The following is a 17,320-nucleotide window of genomic DNA, read 5'->3' as shown; positions in this document are numbered from 1 at the left end:
TCCTTGGGCCCTGATCTGTATGCTCGCCGTGAGTGCTCCACCACACGCCCCAAACTGGGTGATAAGAGTATATGATTGATCAGTCGTACTGAATGTCTACACTTGGTGCCCAGAGTTTTTAACTTATCGACTGCCTTTCTTCACTGAAAGGCAAGTGTGCTCTTTTTTCTCAAAATTCAGTACTGGATAAAACTCGCGTCCGCTTTTTCTCCGCCGAAAGACCATGCGAGCGCGGCTTCCTTGACCTGAGCCGTTATTTAAGGCAATTTTAGGGCTGAGGAGAAAGGATAATGTTTTCATTGACCAAAGCACGAATTTTATTGTGCAATATCTTTGCGGTTTTTACGTATACAATTTGGTTCACTGATACCGTTTTTGCCTTCGAAGATAAAGATTGTAGCCGCATAGAGAAAGTCGAAAAAAAATACAGTATTGTTTTTAAGCAAAATGATAATATCGAAGAAATTCGTGCTAAGGCCACTCGAGAGATTATTAAGCAAGGCCTTGCTGAGGTCATCGGGTATGAGGTTCACTCCAATCGTGAACGGAATACTCAAATACATAATGATGATATTGAAGAAAAATTTCAGGATGCTGAAAAGGCTTATCTTGATGGCCTAGCTAAAGTGAGCATTATTAGTGAGAATCAATTGCAAGCATCTGATGAGCGGATATTTACATTGGATGCTGAAGTAAAAGTTTGTGTACCAAAGTCGGCATCTGTTCGGAAGGCTGAGAAAGAGCAAGAAGAGCGGCTTCAACACCCGCCGAAAGCTGTTGATCCATCATCAAATGTATCGTGGTTTAATCCGGCTTCCGGTCAGCCGCAGATCTGGTATTCCCGACAGGAAGACGGAAGCTTTTCCTTTTACGACAATCAAGGGTATGACCCTAATACTGGTGCTGTACTGAGACCGATTTCCGCGAAAACTTTGAAAGAATGGCGAGTATTTCAGGAACGCAGAAAACAAGAAGAAATAGCCCGGGTCAATGAGGTCAAGCGCGCTGCGGTTCAAAAGGCTCTTGATGACGAAAAAGAACGAATTGCGGCACAGAAGCATGCGGATTTGATCGAACACGCGCGAGAAAATTGCGACAAATACGCCGCCAATCCGAATGATCCTGATAAGCCCAGAAATTTGCCAGGCATTTCCTATGACAATTTGAAAGCATCTGTGTCAGATGCGATCGAAAGCTGCGAAGCGGCAATTGCAATCGAGCCTTCGGACCGGCGATTGAGATATCAGCTTGCGCGCGCCTACAGTGTTACAGATCCCAAAAGATCACTCGCATTCTTTAAGGTTCTTTGCGATCAACATTACAGAGCAGCGTTTGACAATTATGGATGGGGGCTTTTGGATCGCAGATTGGGGCTCAATAACTTGCAAGGCGCGGCAAATTCCTTCCGGCGCGGAGCGGAATTAGGAGATACCGATGCGATGGTCAGCCTTGCAACGTTTATGCAGCAAGGACGGATTCAAGAAAATTACCCTAACGAAGCCTTGAGCCTATTTCAAAAGGCGGCGGCCTTGGGCAATGAAGACGCAAAAAGAGCTATTGAATCCGTGCTCGCGGCACAACGACAACTGGAACAACAGCAGCAACAAGATTTACGAAATGCTCAAGCTGTTATGGGAATTATAGGCGGTGTTCTTGGAGGGGTACGGCGGTGATACAGAAGATCTTTGCAGTGTTATCACTATCAGCCAATTTTTGCCTCATGCCGACGGCATTGTCCTTTGCGCAAGAGCAGGACATCGACATGAGCGTCCTTCAGAAGCCCGATATATCGGGTGCAACCAAAGATGTTCAACCTTCTGTGGAAGCTTGTTGGGAAAAATGGAAAAATCAGGAAGGCTTGAAAGAGGGAAAAAATGAGCGCAGCGGTCATCTGGTTCTTTTATCTTATAGCCAGGAATCGATAAACCAGGAACTAGAAGCGGCAAGTTGGCTCACCGCGCGTAAGCTCGCCTTCGAAACTGCGGAATTGAATGCGCGGGCACAGCTCGCTGGCACAATGGCATCGGAAATCAAATCTGATCGAAGTGTGGCCCAGCGTATGTTTGGTGGCGATGATGCCGCACCCGCGTTAGAGAATACTGTAAAGCAGTTGTCGATAGCCGAAAAAACGCAGGTCCTCGCTGGTAAAGTACTAGATAACGAGATTTCCAAATATGCTCCCGATTGGAATAATGCAGCCTCGACGCAGCAAAAAAGAGAAGCCGTCGTTAAGCTTCAAGCAAAGCTTCAAGAGGATATCGCTGCCCACTCAGAGCTCTATGCCGCTGGAGCATTTACCGTTGCTCAGTGCGAAGGCCAAAGCACTTCAGAAGGCGGGAAATATTCGGTTCTTGTAGGCCTGATCTGGAGCCCGAAATTAGCGAAGATCGCTGAAGCGATTTGGAATCCCAGTCTCAAATTGTCACCTGAGCCACCACAGCATAGTCTTTCAGAACAATTCGCTGCATTCGCCGACGAAAACCCAAATTGGCTCGCTTACACGATGGGAGCCCGTGTTTTCACTGATGAAATGGGAGAACATGTTGTTGTAGGCTTCGGAGTTGCCCCGCAATCTTCTATGATGAGTGTGGACAAAAGGCGAGCTGGCCTTGAAGCTCTTGCTGCAATACAGCGTTTCGTCGGAGAAAAAGTCGAAGCGAATTCGGAGGAAAACGAGCGTTTTGAACGCAGGGAATATACGAATGGGGAAAGCAGTTCATTCGATACAAGCGCGTTCATCAATAACGTCAAGGCGCGTTCTCAGGACATGAAACTGGCAGGAGTTGCTGAAGTCGCCTCCTGGCGGGGAACACATCCATGGTCCAATGCCAAAATGCAGGTCGTGGCAATGGCGTGGACCCCCAAATGGTCTGTAGATAGTGTTCAGGCTGCTGCTATGATGCAAACAATAGAAAAGCGTATGAATGGGCAGGGCGCCGTACCTGTCTCGTCCTCAGCAGACCCTAAAAAGCGTTATAAAGGATCGGGCTCCGCAGTCCCTGCGCATACTGGGGCTGCTTCTTCTACGCATGACTTTTAATAAGTAAGTACCCGCAAATTATTCATTGCACCCATTAAATTGATCGGTTGCCGCCGGGTTGCCCGCGCAAAACAAATCTTCTGTGAAGGCATCTTTGGCGGCGCCTCGGCCGTCCGTTTGGAAGGCCGCATCTCGTGGGCCCGAAAAATCCATCTGCTCGATCCGGTTGCCGTGCCGTGTAATCTTTTCCGACGATGAGAGCACCTGATCGAGATCATCGCCCGCCTGTTTGAAATGCTGGGCGAGTTTACCGGCTCTTTGCTGTAAGCGGGCGACATCTTCCAACAGGAAGCGGACTTGATCCTGGATGGCGTGAGCCTGTTCGCGGACGCGCGCATCACGAATGATTGCTTGCATGACCTGGATCGCCATCACCAGCAAGGAGGGGGAGACGATGATGATGCGATGGCGATGCGCTTTCTCGATGACATCCTCGAAATATTCATGCAAATCGGCATGTAGTGATTCCGCGGGCACGAAGAGAATGGCGATATCCTGGGTTTCGCCGGGCAGAAAATAGCGCTCGGCAATATCATTGATATGTTTGCCGACATCGGCGCGCACGCGCGCTGCCGCCTGTTTGCGGGCTTCGTCCTGTGTGGCTTCCTTCAGGGCGGTGAAAGATTCGAGCGGGAATTTGGCATCGACCACGAGGCCGCGTTCATCGCCGGGCAGACGGATGAGGCAATCCGGCCGCGTTCTGTTCGAGAGCACGGGTTGGAATGCATAAGCGGAGGGCGGCAGATTATCGCGCACGATGGCTTCCATCCGGCCCTGGCCGAAAGCGCCGCGCGCCTGCTTGTTGGCGAGTATGTGCTTGAGGCTCAAAACCTCCTGTGTCAGCCCGGTCAAGCGGGTCTGTGCGGCATCGATGACGGCAAGGCGTTCATTGAGTTTCGCAAGGGAAAGGCCGGTCTTTTGCGCGGAGACATCGATGGTCTCATCGAGCCTGGCGCCGACCCGGTCGAGCCGCTCAGTGACAAGACGCGCGAGATCGGCCTGACGCGAGCCCAGAATTTCGCCCATGCTGCGTAAACGGCCGGTCAATTCGGCGCTTTGCCGGTTAAGGGTCAGCAAACTCTTTTCCATCTCCTGCTGGCGCAGATGATTGCCTTCGGCTTCGCGACGAAAGCGCAGCAGGAGCATGGTCAAGACGAGGATCAGGATGAGGGCCAAAGCGAGGCCGAGACCAAGAATGGATACGGTCTGAGCGGCGCCGAGGCCGTCCATCCAAGCCGGAAATCGATCCATTCTCTTGTCCCGCACGCGCCAATATCGTGGACATTCGTTCGTAAACGGGTCCACCCCTCAAAAAGGGGGCAATACGGGCTGAAAGCTTTGGGGAGGGATCGCGGAAAATGTTAAGGGCTTGTCCTTAACAAAATATTTGTATTGATGGAGGAATGCCTCTTTTCCAGATGGATTTTTTCCAAGTGCAATGGGAGCCTGTTTCCGTTAAACCCGGCCTCGAAAGCGCCGGGGTCGTTGCCAACTCGTCGCCGCGCGGAACTTCGTGACGCGTCCTTCCGTTCCCGCATTTTGTGGTCTTGAACCAATGGGATTTCGCCTCGCGAAAGAATGGGCCAGACTGGCCCGCCTGCCTATTCTTTCCCTATTCCTCGAGGCCTTCTATCGGTTTGTCGAGGATGACGGCTGGGCGATTGCGAGCCATATCGCTTTGTCGGCCTTGACGTCGATGTTTCCCTTTCTGATCTTTGTCACCGCGCTCGCGGCTTTTCTCGGCTCGCAAAATCTGCCCGAGGAGGCCGTCACCTTTCTGTTCAATACCTGGCCCGCCGAGGTGGCGGGGCCCCTCGCGCAGGAAATCCATAATGTCTTGACTCAGGCGCGCGGTGGCCTTTTGACCCTCAGCGTCGTGCTGGCGATCTATTTTTCCTCGAGCGGTGTCGAGGCTTTGCGCATCGCGCTCAACCGCGCTTATGACGTGAAGGATGTGCGGCCTTGGTATCTGTTGCGTCTTGAATCCATTGTCTATGTGTTTATCGGCGCGTTCGGTCTGTTGACCTTCGCTTTATTGATTGTGCTCGCGCCGCTGATCTGGGAGATCATTCTGCGTTTCGCGCCCGGCATGGCACCGCTCCAGCAATATGTGACGGTGCTGCGCTTTTCCATCGTGACCGCGATCCTGCTCCTGGCGCTTGTCATCATGCATAAATACCTGCCGGCGGGGCGGCGGCACCTGCGCGATATTATCGTCGGCATTTTGCTCACCTTCGTCCTCTGGATCGCCGGCGGTATGGCCTTTGGCTCCTACCTTGCCGAATTCGCCCGTAATTATGTGACCACTTATGCCGGTCTCGCCTCGGTGATGATCGCGCTTGTGTTCTTCTATATGCTGGCCTGCATCTTTATTTACGGCGGCGAATTGAATGCCGCGATCCTGCGCCATTCCCGTCGCAAACAGGCGGCGATTGCCGCCATTATGGGAGGTGAGGGAGGTTAACCTTGATTAGACCTCGATCGTTTCTTCGATTCGGAACATGCTAAGGTTTCTCATCCCACCCTGCTTCGATACTTTCTATTTTTAGCGAGAGTCCGTTCCATGGAAGCGCTCTTTCACCAGGCCGTCGCGCAACCCATTTCCTTTGGTGCCAAGCTCATGTCTTCGGCCCAATTCAAGAGCCTGTTTCAGGAAGGCATGGACCTCGTCGCGGAGGCTGCGGCCTATCTCGACGGCGAGGGGCGCGATGATTCGAAACGCCTGAATCGCGCTGGCGCTCTTGCTTATTCGGTCGAAAGCATGCGGCTCACGACACGGCTTTTGCAACTTGCCTCCTGGCTGCTGTTGCAGCGCGCTGTGAATGAGGGGGAATTGACCGCCGAGGAAGCCTCGAGCGACAAACACAAGATCCAGCTGACGCCACAGGACGCCGCCACCAACGAAGACCAGTATCGCTCGCTGCCTTTGCGCCTTTGCGAACTTATCGATCATTCGGTCCGTTTGCAGACGCGCGTTCTCCATCTTGATGATCTGATTCATCGGCCGGAAACCCAGGCCCAATGGCGGGCTCCCGGCCTCAATCCGGTGGCGGAAAGCCTGGCGGTGCTGCAGGCGGCGTTGACACCTTCCGCCGATACGACTCTTTGAGCGAGCCTTCCTCCAACGCGCCTGACATCGCTATCATCGGGGCTGGACCCGCTGGTCTCATGGCGGCCGAGACCGTCGCGCGGCAGATGAGTGGCACGGGCGTGAAAGTCACCGTTTATGATCGCATGCCGGCAGTCGGGCGCAAATTCCTCCTGGCGGGTCGCGGCGGTCTCAACCTGACCCATAGTGAAGCGCTGGACATTTTGCTGACCCGTTATGGTTCGGCCATGCCGGATCTTGCCTCAGCCATCCGGGCTTTTCCGCCGCAGGCGTTGCGGGATTGGTGTGAGGGTCTCGGACAAGAGACTTTCGTCGGCTCCAGCGGGCGCATCTTTCCAAAATCGTTCAAGGCTTCTCCCTTGCTGCGGGCCTGGCTCGGACGGCTGCGTTATTTAGGGGTTCAATTCGCTCTGCGGCATGAATGGCGCGGTTTTGAAAAAGAAAACGCGCTTATTTTCGCAACGCCCGAGGGGCTATTCCGCGTTGAGGCGCAAGCCTGTGTCCTGGCGCTCGGCGGAGCGAGCTGGCCCCGGCTTGGCTCGGATGGCGCCTGGGTGCCGGTTCTGGAAAAAGCGGGTCTTGCCGTCGTTCCCTTGCAGCCAGCCAATTGCGGCTTTCTTGTCCCCTGGTCGGAGCATTTTCTCGCCCGTTTCGAAGGGGCGCCTTTGAAAAATCTGCGTCTGTCTTGCCGCGATCATTTGGGGGTGGAGCAGGCAAGTCTGGGCGAAGTGACAATCACGCATACAGGTCTCGAAGGCGGTGGCCTGTATGCGCTCGGGCGTTTCTTGCGCGAAGATTTTTTGAACAATGGCGAGGCCTGGCTGACCCTGAGCTTGCGGCCTGATTTGACTGTTGAGGAGATCACCCGCCGTTTAGCCGGCCGCTCCCCTAAACAATCGCTTTCGACATTCCTGCGCAAAAGCCTGCGGCTTTCACCCGCTTCCATCGGTCTTCTCAATGAAGCCTGCGGCATGTTGGGAGAAAAGCCCGTCTCGCTAACGCCGGAACGCCTGGCCTCGCGCATCCATGCGCTGCCTCTGCGGCTCACCGGCATGGCGCCGATCGCCAAGGCGATTTCCACTGCCGGCGGCGTGGCTTTGTCCGAACTCGATGAAAATTTCATGCTGCGCCGGCGCTCGGGCCTTTTCATCGCCGGCGAAATGCTCGACTGGGAAGCCCCGACCGGAGGCTATTTGTTACAGGCTTGTTTCGCGACCGGCCGACGTGCAGGGGAGGGGGTGGTGAACTGGCTCGGGCGTATGGCGTAAGTTTATGCCCGCAAAACCGCGCCGGTCTTCTTGCCTACCTCGGTGACGATCTTGGACGCGATGGCCTCGATTTCCGCCTCGGTCAGGGTTTTTTCGCGGGGTTGTAAAACCACCGTAATGCCAACCGATTTTTTGTCGTCCGCTATGCCTTTGCCTTCATAGACGTCGAAGACATCGACATCGGCGAGCAATGCGCGTTCGGCGCCCTGGACCGCTTTCACGAGATCGGCGGCCTTGACTTGCCGATCGACGACGAAAGCGAAATCACGCCGTAAGGGCATGAAATCGGAAAGATCGAGTTTGGATTTGGCCTTTGTCGGTTTCGCTTTGGGAAGCGGCAAAGCATCGAGCCTGATCTCGAAGCCCACCACCGGCCCCTCCATATCGAGCGCCGCGAGGAGACGCGGATTGAGCTCGCCAAAAGTGCCAATGATATTTTTGGGACCGAATTGCAAAGTGGCCGAGCGGCCTGGATGCCAGATATCGGCGCCACCGGGCACGATCTGGAGACCGCCGAGCGAGACGCCGAGGGCCGTCAACAAAGCCATGGCATCGCCCTTGGCCAGAAAGGCATCGACCGGCTTGGCGGATGCCGACCAATGTTTCTCTTGGGCAAGCCCCTGGCGGATACCGGTCGCGGCGGTTTTCTGATCCTTCTCGCCATCACCCAGAAAGATCTGTCCGACCTCGAAGAGAGCGATGTCGGCGAAGCCGCGCGCCCTGTTGCGCTTGGCGGCCGCGAGCAAACCGGGCAAAAGGCTCGGCCGCATGGCCGAGAGATCGGCGCTGATCGGATTGGCGAGCGTCGTCGAGGTGCCGCCACCGCCGAACAGGCCCGCTTGCGTTTTGTCGATGAAGGACCACGTGACCGCTTCGACAAGGCCATTGGCGGCGAGCGATCGTTTGGCCGCGCGGGCGCGTTTTTGCGCGAGGGTCAGCACGGGGGAGGCAAGGGGGGCACCCTCGGCCGGCAAAGGCTGCGAGGCGACCTTGTCGAGGCCCGCGACGCGGATGATCTCTTCGACAATATCGGCCTTGCCCTCGATATCGGGGCGAAAGCTTGGCGCCCTGACGAGAACCAGATTGCTGTTGCCAGGCGACACGGAGAGCGCGAAGCCGAGATTTTCCAGAATGCCCGCCATGGTGGACGGATCGAGTTCGACACCGGTCAGGCGGGTGACCTCGCTCCAGGGGAATTGAATATAGGTGTCGTGCTGCGGCACCTCCCCCTTGATGATTGTCTTTGAGGGTTCGCCGCCGCAAAATTCCTGCACCAATGCCGTTGCGAGATCGAGACCCGGCAGAGTGAAGGCGGGATCGATGCCGCGTTCGAAACGATAGCGGGCATCCGTATTGATCCCCAGCGCGCGGCCGCTGCGGGCGATATTGACCGGGTCCCAAAGCGCAGATTCGATCAGCACATTTTTGGTGTTCTCGTCGCAGCCGGAGGCCGCGCCACCCATGATACCGGCCAAGGATTCGACGCCATTGTCATCGGCGATGACGACCATGGTCTCGGCGAGCGGATAGGTTTTGCCGTCGAGCGCCACGAGGCTTTCGCCGGCTTTCGCCAGCCGGACCGCTATGGCGCCTGAAATTTTATCGGCATCGAAGACATGCAGCGGCCGCGCCCGGTCGAAGGCGAGGAAGTTGGTGATGTCGACAAGGGCATTGATCGGCCGCAGGCCAATGGCTTTCAGGCGCTTTTGCAGCCATTCCGGGCTCGGTCCATTGCGGACATTGCGCACCAGACGCAAAGCGAAGACCGGACAAAGCGCTGCCTTCTCGGACGGCAAATCGATGCGCGCCTCGACAGAGGCGTCGAAGACGCCTGTGATCGGTGCAATGCGGGGTGTCTTGAGCGCGCCGAGATTGGCGGCGGCAAGATCGCGCGCAATGCCGGCAACGCCCATGGCATCGGGCCGGTTCGGGAGGAGATTGATGTCAATGACCGGATCATCGAGCCCGGCATAGACTGCATAGGGCTGGCCGACTGGAGCATCGGCGGGAAGATCGAGAATACCGTCATGATCCTCGGAGAGGCCGAGTTCGGCGCCCGAGCACAGCATGCCGTCCGATTCGACACCGCGGATGACGCCCTTGCCGAGCGTGATTTTTTTGCCGGGAATATAGGTGCCGGGCGGCGAGAAGACTGATTTCATGCCGGCCCGGGCATTGGGCGCGCCGCAGACCACCTGGACGGGCTTGCCATCGCCGATATCGACACGACAGACGCGCAGGCGATCGGCATTGGGATGCGGTTCGGCTTCGAGGACGGCAGCGATAATGAAATTGTGCAAATCCTTCGCGGGGTCCTCGACCGCCTCGACCTCGAGCCCGATATCCGTCAAGGTCTCGACGATTTTCGGGAGAGTGGCCTCGGTCTCGAGATGATCCTTCAACCAGGAAAGCGTGAATTTCATGGACGTCCTGCTCAGGCTTGGCGCGAGGGAAAATCGTCCCTCGCACGATCTTGTGGCAAGGGTTCTAGAGCATCAAACCCAAAAGTGGCACCCACTTTTGGGACAATTTGATGCGTTTTTCGAAAAAGGTCGAATATCAAACCCAAAAGTGGCCTTCAATTTTTGAGTAGAATCCCCTTCATTTGCGAAAATACTGGGATTGAGACGATTTTCATGGGACCAGTGTGGTTTTTATGGACTTGCGGCGCGTCCGGTTTCGCGATTGAAAGAGTGTGGCTTTTTTTGCAAAACTCACGTTCAAGGTTAATTTCCCATCTTCTTCTTCCCCATTTTCTTCGAGGACCCTCGGCATGGCCGCATCTAAAGCTTTTCTCGCCGCTGCCCTGCTCGCCGGCGCTTTGTTTTCTAGTGGCCTGGCTTCAGGTGGCATGCCGGCCTTCGCTGCCGATGTCGATGTGTATGTCCCTGATACGGTGCCGGAGGAAGGCGTGGCCTGTCTTCTCAATGGTTTTTCTCTCACTGAAACCAATGCCGCGAGCTTGCCCTGGTCGGATGTCTGGTATGGTCATTTTTCCGGTGGCCGGCCGAGCGGCGTACAGGACGTCGTGGGTCGTGAGGTCGTTGATTGGCGTGACGAGCATTTCTGCTTTCCTTCCAAACACTCCTGCAACGCCTATATGACCAAGATGCGGCGCGCTTTTCATCGGCCGGAAGGCTATTGGACCTGTCTGCAATTGCGTTGAAATCGGAAGGCTGCCCTTCAGGGGTCGATGATTTCCAAGGGACCATGGGCATGTTCGACGCCTTGAAACGGTTCATCGATAAATTGGCCGATTTTCCCGAGCCCGATCCGGTTTTCGACGAGGATGATTTTCGCCTCGCCGCGGTGGCGCTCATGGTGCATGTCGCTCATGTCGATGGCGAGACCGTTCCTGCCGAACGCGAGAAAATGCAAAGCCTGGTCACTGAACGTTTCGGGCTTGATCGCAAGGCGAGCCGAGCCTTGCTCCGACAGGCCGAGGCGAGCGATCGCGTCACGGCCGATTTTTCTGAATTTACCGATGTCTTGAAACGGCGGCTCGATGGGCCGGCGCGGGGCAAGGTCGTGGCGATGATGTGGGACATTGCCGGCGCCGACGGCCGGATTCATGAATTCGAAGAAAATATCATCAAACGCCTGACCGAGCTTCTTGATGTTTCAGTGGCGGACAGACGTGCCGGCATGGATCTGCCACCGGAAAATCCCCAAACCCTGGCTGAAGGATAGGCCTGAAGAGTTCCTTGAATCCGATGGCTTCATGGGTCTGTTCGGCGGGCCGATTCGCTGTGCCTGGACGCAGAGGTGTTTATGAGCGAGGAGCGGCGCATTGTCCTGATCACGGGGGCTTCCAGCGGCATCGGTGCGGAACTGGCGCAGATTTTCGCCCGGGAAGGCCATGATCTCGGCCTGGTCGCCCGCCGCGAGGATCGGCTCGAGACCCTGGCCGATAAAATCGCGGCACAAGGCGCCCCCCGGCCGCTCGTTTTTCCTTGTGATCTCGCGCAGCCTGATGCCGTTGCCTCGCTGGGAAAGGCCGTCGCGGCAGCGGGTGCGCGCCCGATCATGCTTGTCAATAATGCGGGTTTTGGTCTCCTCGGCGAGGTTGCGACGATCGATCCCGACGCGCAACTCGCCATTATCGATGTCAATACACGCGCCCTTCTCGCATTAACCTTACATTTTCTGCCCCAAATCCGGGAGGCACGGGGCAAAATCTTGAATGTCGCGTCCGTTGTGGCTTTCCTGCCCGGCGGGCCCCGTTTAGCCGTCTATTATGCCTCCAAAGCTTTTGTTCTGTCCTTCAGTCGCTCCCTGCGTGAGGAAATGCGCGCCGATGGCGTGGAGGTTTGTGTTCTATGCCCCGGTATGACGCCGACGGAATTTCAGGAACGGGCTGGCTTTGGCCCAGGAATTGCTTTAGATTGGATGCCGCAGATCAGCGCGGTACAAGTCGCTGAAGCCGGCTATGCCGGGCTCATGACAGGACGCGGTGTCATTACACCCGGTTTCTTCAATAAATTGACCGAGTGGCTCGCCCCGCTTCTGCCGACATCCCTGGTCCTGCCTTTGATCGGGGCCATGCAACGCAAGCGTTGAGGGACGAATGAGCAAGCCCTAATAAGGGGATGTCCCCCGAGAGGCGTCGAAAAAATTCGAGGCGAATATAAAAGCAAGAAAATGGTAAATGTTTCGTGTTGTACTCTTCTGACTCGTATCCTGGGCTTGGGCTTTCCCAGCAAGGTTCGGAAATCTCGATGAAGGGTTGTCATCGCGTTCGATTTTGCCGATTTTGACTTCGCAGATCCTCTTTTGGCTGCTTTTCGGTTCGGCCAACCCTTAAAATAGGCTCGACATTTTTCCATTTTTCTAGTAAATTTGTGGATTATGGAAGCGACACAAGAAAATCCCAGTAAAATCCTGGTGGTGCTCCATCAGCAGCATTCGACGCCTGGCCGAATCGGCCGGCTTCTGGAGTGTCAGGGCTACCAGCTCGACCTGAGACGGCCGCGCTTTGGCGATCCTCTGCCCGACACTATGCGCGATTACGCGGCGGCCATCATTTTTGGCGGTCCGATGAGCGCGAATGATGAGGAAGACTGGCTCAAGCGCGAGATCGACTGGATCGGCGTGCCGCTCAAGGAAAACAAGCCCTATCTTGGCATTTGCCTCGGCGCGCAAATGCTTGCCCGCCATCTCGGTCAGACGGTCTGCCCGCATCCGCAGGGCAAGGTTGAAGCCGGTTATTACCGCATCCATCCGACTGAACAGGGCCATGAGCTCTGCGACTGCCGGTTCCCTGAAACCGTCTATCAATGGCATCGTGAGGGATTTTGCCTCCCCAAGGGCGCGACCTTGCTCGCCAAAGGGGTGGATTTCGAGGCGCAGGCTTTCCGTTATGGCGAGCGGGCCTACGGGCTTCAATTCCACCCGGAGGTCACGATCTCGATCATGTGCCGCTGGCTCGCCCGCAGCAAGATGCGCCTCAGGCAGCCCAATGCGCGTCCGCCGCACCGGCATTTCCAAGATTGGTGCCTGCATGATTGGCGGATCGCCCGCTGGTCCGACGCTTTCTTGCGGACCTGGATCGCCGAGGACAGCGCCATCGCGGCGTGACATTTGTCAGAGAAGGACAACATCAAACCAAAAGCGGCTGCCGCTTTTGGTTTGAGTTGATGCATTGAGCAACGACATCGAACCTTAATCTTCCGGTGCGAGCATAGCCTCGGGCCGCACCAATGCGTCGAATTCCGCATCCGAGACATGGCCGAGCTTGATGGCCTCTTCCCGCAGCGTCGTTCCATTCTTATGGGCGGTCTTGGCGATGGCCGCCGCTTTATCATAGCCAATCTTGGGGCTGAGCGCCGTCACCAGCATCAGGGAATTGTTCAAAAGCTCCTTGATGCGCTCTTCATTTGCGCTCAAATCCTCAATGCAATAATGCTGAAAGCTCTGCATCGCATCGGCGAGAAGCGTGATGCTTTCAAGGCAAGCATAAGCGATCACCGGCTTCATGACATTGAGCTCGAACTGGCCTTGCGATCCGGCGAAACTCACCGTCGTCTGATTGCCGAACACGCGCGCCACGACCATGGTCAGGGCCTCGACCTGGGTGGGATTGACCTTGCCCGGCATGATCGAGGAGCCGGGCTCGTTTTCCGGCAGATGCAATTCGCCGAGACCCGAGCGGGGACCACTGCCGGCGAGCCTGATATCGCTGCCGATCTTATAGAGGCTGGCGCCCAGAGTGTTCAAGGCGCCATGCATGAAGACCAGGGCGTCATGGGTGGCGAGCGCCTCGAATTTGTTGGGCGCGGTGACGAAGGGTAGACCGGTGAGGGTGGAAATTTCCCGGGCAAAAGCCTCGCTGAACCCCTTTTTGCTGTTCAAGCCGGTTCCGACCGCCGTGCCGCCTTCCGCCAGGCGGTAGAGACCCGGCAAGGTCGCCTCCACACGCTCGTTGTCATAATCGAGGGCGGCGGCATAGCCTGAAAATTCCTGGCCGAGTGAAACGGGTGTTGCATCTTGAAGATGGGTGCGGCCGATCTTGATAATGGAGGCGTAAGTCTGCGCCTTGGTCTCCAGCGCGTCGCGCAAGGCTCTCAAGGAGGGCAGGAGTTTCTGTTTCAGGGCGAGCACGACCGCTATATGCATGGCGGTCGGAAAGGCGTCGTTCGAGGATTGGCTGAGATTGACGTGATCGTTGGGATGCACCGGATGTTTCGAACCGGGCACCTCGCCGAGCAGGACATTGGCGCGATTGGCGATCACTTCGTTCACGTTCATATTGGTCTGCGTGCCGGAGCCGGTCTGCCAGACGAGCAGGGGAAAATGGTCGTCCCATTGACCCGCTTCCACTTCCTGGGCGGCGGCGATGATCGGCGTGGCGAGGGATTCAGGCAGCAGTCCCGAACGCTGATTGACGCTGGCCGCGGCGCGCTTAACGAGCGCCAAAGCATGAATCACGGCCAGCGGCATTTGGGTGTTGCCGATCTTGAAATGGATGAGCGAGCGCTCCGTCTGCGCACCCCAATAGCGATTGGCCGGCACCTCGATCGGCCCGAATGTATCGGTTTCGGTGCGTGTTTCTTCCTGCATCGCTTCCTCCGCGCGTCCAGGGCATCGCTGCGTGATCAGACGTCCGGCGATGCTCTGTAGATCTTTGAAAACGCATCTCACTCATCCAAAAAGCCGTTGCATTTTGGATGAGTGAGATGCCGCAGAAAGCGTCGCCGACCACGATGACAAATTTCAGGCGTGCTTGGTGGCGAGGCTTTCTGGTTTCAATCGTTGCCGGCGCGGGAATAATGCTGGCCAATGAGGCTCGGATCGGCGGCTTGCCAGTCTCCATCATCTCCAAATTCGGCCGCTGAGGAAATCGACAGGAGATCGGCAAGCCGGCCCCGCGCCCGGTTCACGCGGCTTTTCATGGTTCCGACGGCGCAGCCGCAAATATTGGCGGCTTCCTCGTAGGAAAGGCCAGAGGCGCCAATCAAAATCAGGGCTTCGCGCTGGTCATGCGGCAATTGCTGGAGCGCCTCGCGGAAATCGAGCAGATCCATATGACCGTTCTGGGCTGGCGCCGTCGCCAGTTTGGCCGCGATCGCCCCATCGGAATCGGCCACCTCACGCCGCCTTTTGCGATATTCGGAATAATAGATATTGCGCAAAATGGTGAACAGCCAGGCGCGCAGATTGGTGCCCTCGACGAAGGAATCGAGATTGCTCCAGGCCTTGACCAGGGTTTCCTGCACGAGATCGTCGGCGCGGTCGAGATTGCCGCAGAGCGAGACCGCGAAGGCGCGTAGATTGGGAATGACCGCGATGAGATCGGAGGTCATCTGCCGGCTGGCCACAGTAGGAGACGTGGATGCAGGAGACGCAGATGGAGAAGACGCGGATGCAAGCGTCGTGGGGGAGGCAGACGCGGGCACGCCCGGCACGGAAGGATCGCTCACGGCTTCTCCTTTTCCGTCTTGTCCGTCGACTCGTCGACTTTGTTTTCCAAGGCTTGCAACAGATCGAGGAAACGATCGGGGACGGGTTGCGCGAGAACATCGTCATAAACCATGCGCAAGCCCTTGCCGATCTGATCCGCGAAAGTCGGTTTCGACGCGTGAATCCCGGGATGGATCGGAAACGGTTGGACCGATCCGGGCGTCACGGTGGTTGAAGGCCCCGGATTCTGTTTCAACTCGACTGGTTCCGAAGCGGCCACGGCACGGTTTTCAACGTCTTCCGTCTCCGCATCATCCTCCCGAGAGTTCGGAGAAATGCCCGCTTTGCCTGTCTGATTCACTGGATTACCTTTGATTTGCCGATCATGATCTGGCGGCCCTTGGTAGAATGGCTCTTGAGACGAGATCCCCTGGTCTGTTGCCGCCCCCGTTCGCATGCGGTGGAAAACCGGGGCGCGGTCGTTGCCGCAGGCGGGGCTTTGTCACAGATCCATTCGACATCATCCCTCATGATCGATCTTGGGGCTTACCGTCGCGTCTCGCCGCCGCGCTTCCTCGACTGATTTTTGCGTCTATCGTCGAACCCGCTTATGGATCGGAGGCTATCCGCATCACGAAGGTTTTCCATGCTTTATATAGCATCAGACCAAGAAGCGGGCACCGCTTTTTGGTCAAATTTGATGCGGCTATAAGATTTATCGCCCCCCTTCTTGGCCCGCTTCTCAGTGAGCCCCGCTTCGCCAAGCAATGCCGCGGCGACGGAGTCAAACGGGGCCTCTCTGGCTTCCTTTACTCCCCACTTTGGGGGAGATGTCTCGATCAGGGTTCTCTCGACTAACCCCTTCTGATATAATTCATGAAGCTGATCTGGGGGCAAAGATCACGCGACATTGAAGCTTTCCTTAAACGCTCACCATCTTGTAAGGTTCCGTCAAAAGGAACTTTTTTGGGGCTTTTGCATTGAGGGCGAAGCTGTGCGAGGTGCCCGCCGAGATTTCGTCACCCAAGCAAATTTCGAGAAGCAAACCGCGAGAGGTTGGCGTATATCATTGAAATTCAGGGCAGCATCGTTTCCGCGCGAAGGCGGGCAAAATCGGTCGTAGCTCGAACCACGCCAGGGCGCGAGGTCAGGGGTTTTTCATGTCCATATCGCAAGCCATTTCTTCCTATATTCCCTATCTGCGCCGGTTTTCCCGTGCCTTGAGCGGGATCAGGCCGGCGGCGATGCTTATGTCCTGGCAACGCTGGAGGCGATCGTCGCCGACCCTTCAGCCTTGGGGAAGGGGGCTAAGGATGCGGCTGGCGCGGATTTGCGGGTTTCCCTTTATCGCCTGTTCTTGAAGGTTTGGGGCTCAATGCCCGTCAATGAGCATGTCGATCAGTTTGAATTTGTAAGTGATGAACAGGGGGCGCGGCGCAATCTTGACGCCATTACCCTGCGTCCGCGCATCGCCTTTCTGCTGAGCGCGCTGGAAGGCTTCAAGACAGAAGAAGTGGCGCGCGCGCTCGATTGTTCGACGCAGGAAGCGGCCAGTCTGATCGATACCGCGAGCAAGGAAATCACCCAGCAGATCCGCACCAATGTGTTGATCATCGAGGATGAGCCTTTCATCGCCCTCGATCTCCAGACATTGGTCGAGGAGCTCGGCCATCGCGTCGTCGGCGTGGCGCGCACACATCGTGAGGCCTTGGAAGCCGTGGCCAAGGAACGCCCCGGTCTCATTCTCGCCGATATCCAGCTCGCCGATGGCAGTTCCGGCCTTGAGGCGGTCAATCAGATTCTTGGCGATTGTTCCGTTCCCGTGATTTTCATCACGGCTTATCCAGAACGGTTCTTGACCGGGGCGCCGCCGGAGCCGGCCTTCCTCGTCACCAAGCCCTTTGGCGTCGATAGTCTTAAGGCCGTGATCAGCCAGGCCTTGTTCTTCGATCGCAAATCACACCGCACGGGGATACCGCGGGCGCCGGTTGCGGTGGGGTGAGC

General features: G+C 56.5%; 14 protein-coding genes and 1 pseudogene. 10 read left to right on the top strand and 5 right to left on the bottom strand.

The genetic code is table 11. The annotated features are described in order from the left end of the window. Positions 1-290 precede the first annotated feature (290 nt). The gene (locus BIND_RS16510) at positions 291-1,673 is read left to right on the top strand and encodes a tetratricopeptide repeat protein (RefSeq protein ID WP_012386161.1); all 1,383 of its coding nucleotides are present in this window, start codon (positions 291-293) and stop codon (positions 1,671-1,673) included. Further along, the gene (locus BIND_RS20285; RefSeq protein WP_012386160.1) at positions 1,670-3,040 is read left to right on the top strand and encodes a hypothetical protein; all 1,371 of its coding nucleotides are present in this window, start codon (positions 1,670-1,672) and stop codon (positions 3,038-3,040) included. The genes BIND_RS16510 and BIND_RS20285 overlap by 4 nt, the downstream gene beginning before the upstream one ends. A gap of 18 nt (positions 3,041-3,058) precedes the next feature. Here the strand turns inward: BIND_RS20285 and BIND_RS16495 are convergent, their stop codons facing one another. Further along, on the bottom strand, positions 3,059-4,291 hold the full coding sequence (locus BIND_RS16495) for a DNA recombination protein RmuC (protein ID WP_012386159.1): 1,233 nt from the start codon (positions 4,289-4,291) through the stop codon (positions 3,059-3,061). A 304-nt stretch (positions 4,292-4,595) separates the two neighbouring features. Here BIND_RS16495 and BIND_RS16490 point away from each other — a divergent pair, with 304 nt between their 5' ends. From BIND_RS16490 to BIND_RS16480, 3 genes are all read left to right on the top strand, one after another. Continuing rightward, on the top strand, positions 4,596-5,504 hold the full coding sequence (locus BIND_RS16490) for a YihY/virulence factor BrkB family protein (RefSeq protein WP_012386158.1): 909 nt from the start codon (positions 4,596-4,598) through the stop codon (positions 5,502-5,504). Positions 5,505-5,603: 99 nt separating this feature from the next. Further along, positions 5,604-6,149, top strand: a complete 546-nt coding sequence (gene rcdA, locus BIND_RS16485) for a protease adaptor protein RcdA (protein WP_012386157.1) — start codon at positions 5,604-5,606, stop codon at positions 6,147-6,149. Continuing rightward, the gene (locus BIND_RS16480) at positions 6,146-7,417 is read left to right on the top strand and encodes a BaiN/RdsA family NAD(P)/FAD-dependent oxidoreductase (RefSeq protein ID WP_041778187.1); all 1,272 of its coding nucleotides are present in this window, start codon (positions 6,146-6,148) and stop codon (positions 7,415-7,417) included. Before rcdA ends, BIND_RS16480 begins: the two co-directional genes overlap by 4 nt. Positions 7,418-7,419: 2 nt before the next feature. Here BIND_RS16480 and pheT read toward each other — a convergent pair whose 3' ends face one another. Beyond that, positions 7,420-9,840, bottom strand: a complete 2,421-nt coding sequence (gene pheT, locus BIND_RS16475) for a phenylalanine--tRNA ligase subunit beta (RefSeq protein WP_012386155.1) — start codon at positions 9,838-9,840, stop codon at positions 7,420-7,422. Between the two features lie 350 nt (positions 9,841-10,190). Between pheT and BIND_RS16470 the strand changes: the two genes are divergently transcribed. From BIND_RS16470 to BIND_RS16450, 4 genes are all read left to right on the top strand, one after another. Continuing rightward, on the top strand, positions 10,191-10,583 hold the full coding sequence (locus BIND_RS16470) for a hypothetical protein (protein WP_012386154.1): 393 nt from the start codon (positions 10,191-10,193) through the stop codon (positions 10,581-10,583). Then, positions 10,559-11,107, top strand: coding sequence for a tellurite resistance TerB family protein (locus tag BIND_RS16465; protein ID WP_148210673.1), 549 nt, complete (start codon positions 10,559-10,561; stop codon positions 11,105-11,107). The genes BIND_RS16470 and BIND_RS16465 overlap by 25 nt, the downstream gene beginning before the upstream one ends. An 81-nt stretch (positions 11,108-11,188) precedes the next feature. After that, positions 11,189-11,977, top strand: a complete 789-nt coding sequence (locus BIND_RS16460) for an SDR family NAD(P)-dependent oxidoreductase (RefSeq protein ID WP_012386152.1) — start codon at positions 11,189-11,191, stop codon at positions 11,975-11,977. Between the two features lie 288 nt (positions 11,978-12,265). Continuing rightward, positions 12,266-12,994, top strand: coding sequence for a glutamine amidotransferase (locus tag BIND_RS16450; protein WP_012386151.1), 729 nt, complete (start codon positions 12,266-12,268; stop codon positions 12,992-12,994). Between the two features lie 84 nt (positions 12,995-13,078). Here the strand turns inward: BIND_RS16450 and fumC are convergent, their stop codons facing one another. The 3 genes from fumC to BIND_RS21685 form a co-directional block, all read right to left on the bottom strand. Then, entirely contained in the window at positions 13,079-14,476 is a 1,398-nt protein-coding gene (fumC, locus tag BIND_RS16445; protein WP_012386150.1) for a class II fumarate hydratase, read from the bottom strand. A gap of 185 nt (positions 14,477-14,661) precedes the next feature. Then, complete coding sequence (locus BIND_RS16440; protein WP_041778185.1) at positions 14,662-15,219, bottom strand: sigma-70 family RNA polymerase sigma factor; 558 nt, start codon at positions 15,217-15,219, stop codon at positions 14,662-14,664. Positions 15,220-15,332: 113 nt separating this feature from the next. Further along, a complete protein-coding gene (locus BIND_RS21685) occupies positions 15,333-15,677 on the bottom strand; it encodes a NepR family anti-sigma factor (protein ID WP_041778184.1) in 345 nt (114 codons plus the stop codon). A 799-nt stretch (positions 15,678-16,476) separates the two neighbouring features. Between BIND_RS21685 and BIND_RS16425 the strand changes: the two are divergent. Further along, positions 16,477-17,318, top strand: a pseudogene (locus BIND_RS16425) (response regulator). The last annotated feature ends 2 nt before the right edge of the window (positions 17,319-17,320 follow it).

Source organism: Beijerinckia indica subsp. indica ATCC 9039, assembly GCF_000019845.1.
GTDB classification, from domain to species: Bacteria; Pseudomonadota; Alphaproteobacteria; order Rhizobiales; family Beijerinckiaceae; genus Beijerinckia; species Beijerinckia indica.
This window is presented reverse-complemented; position numbering and strand designations above follow the sequence as displayed.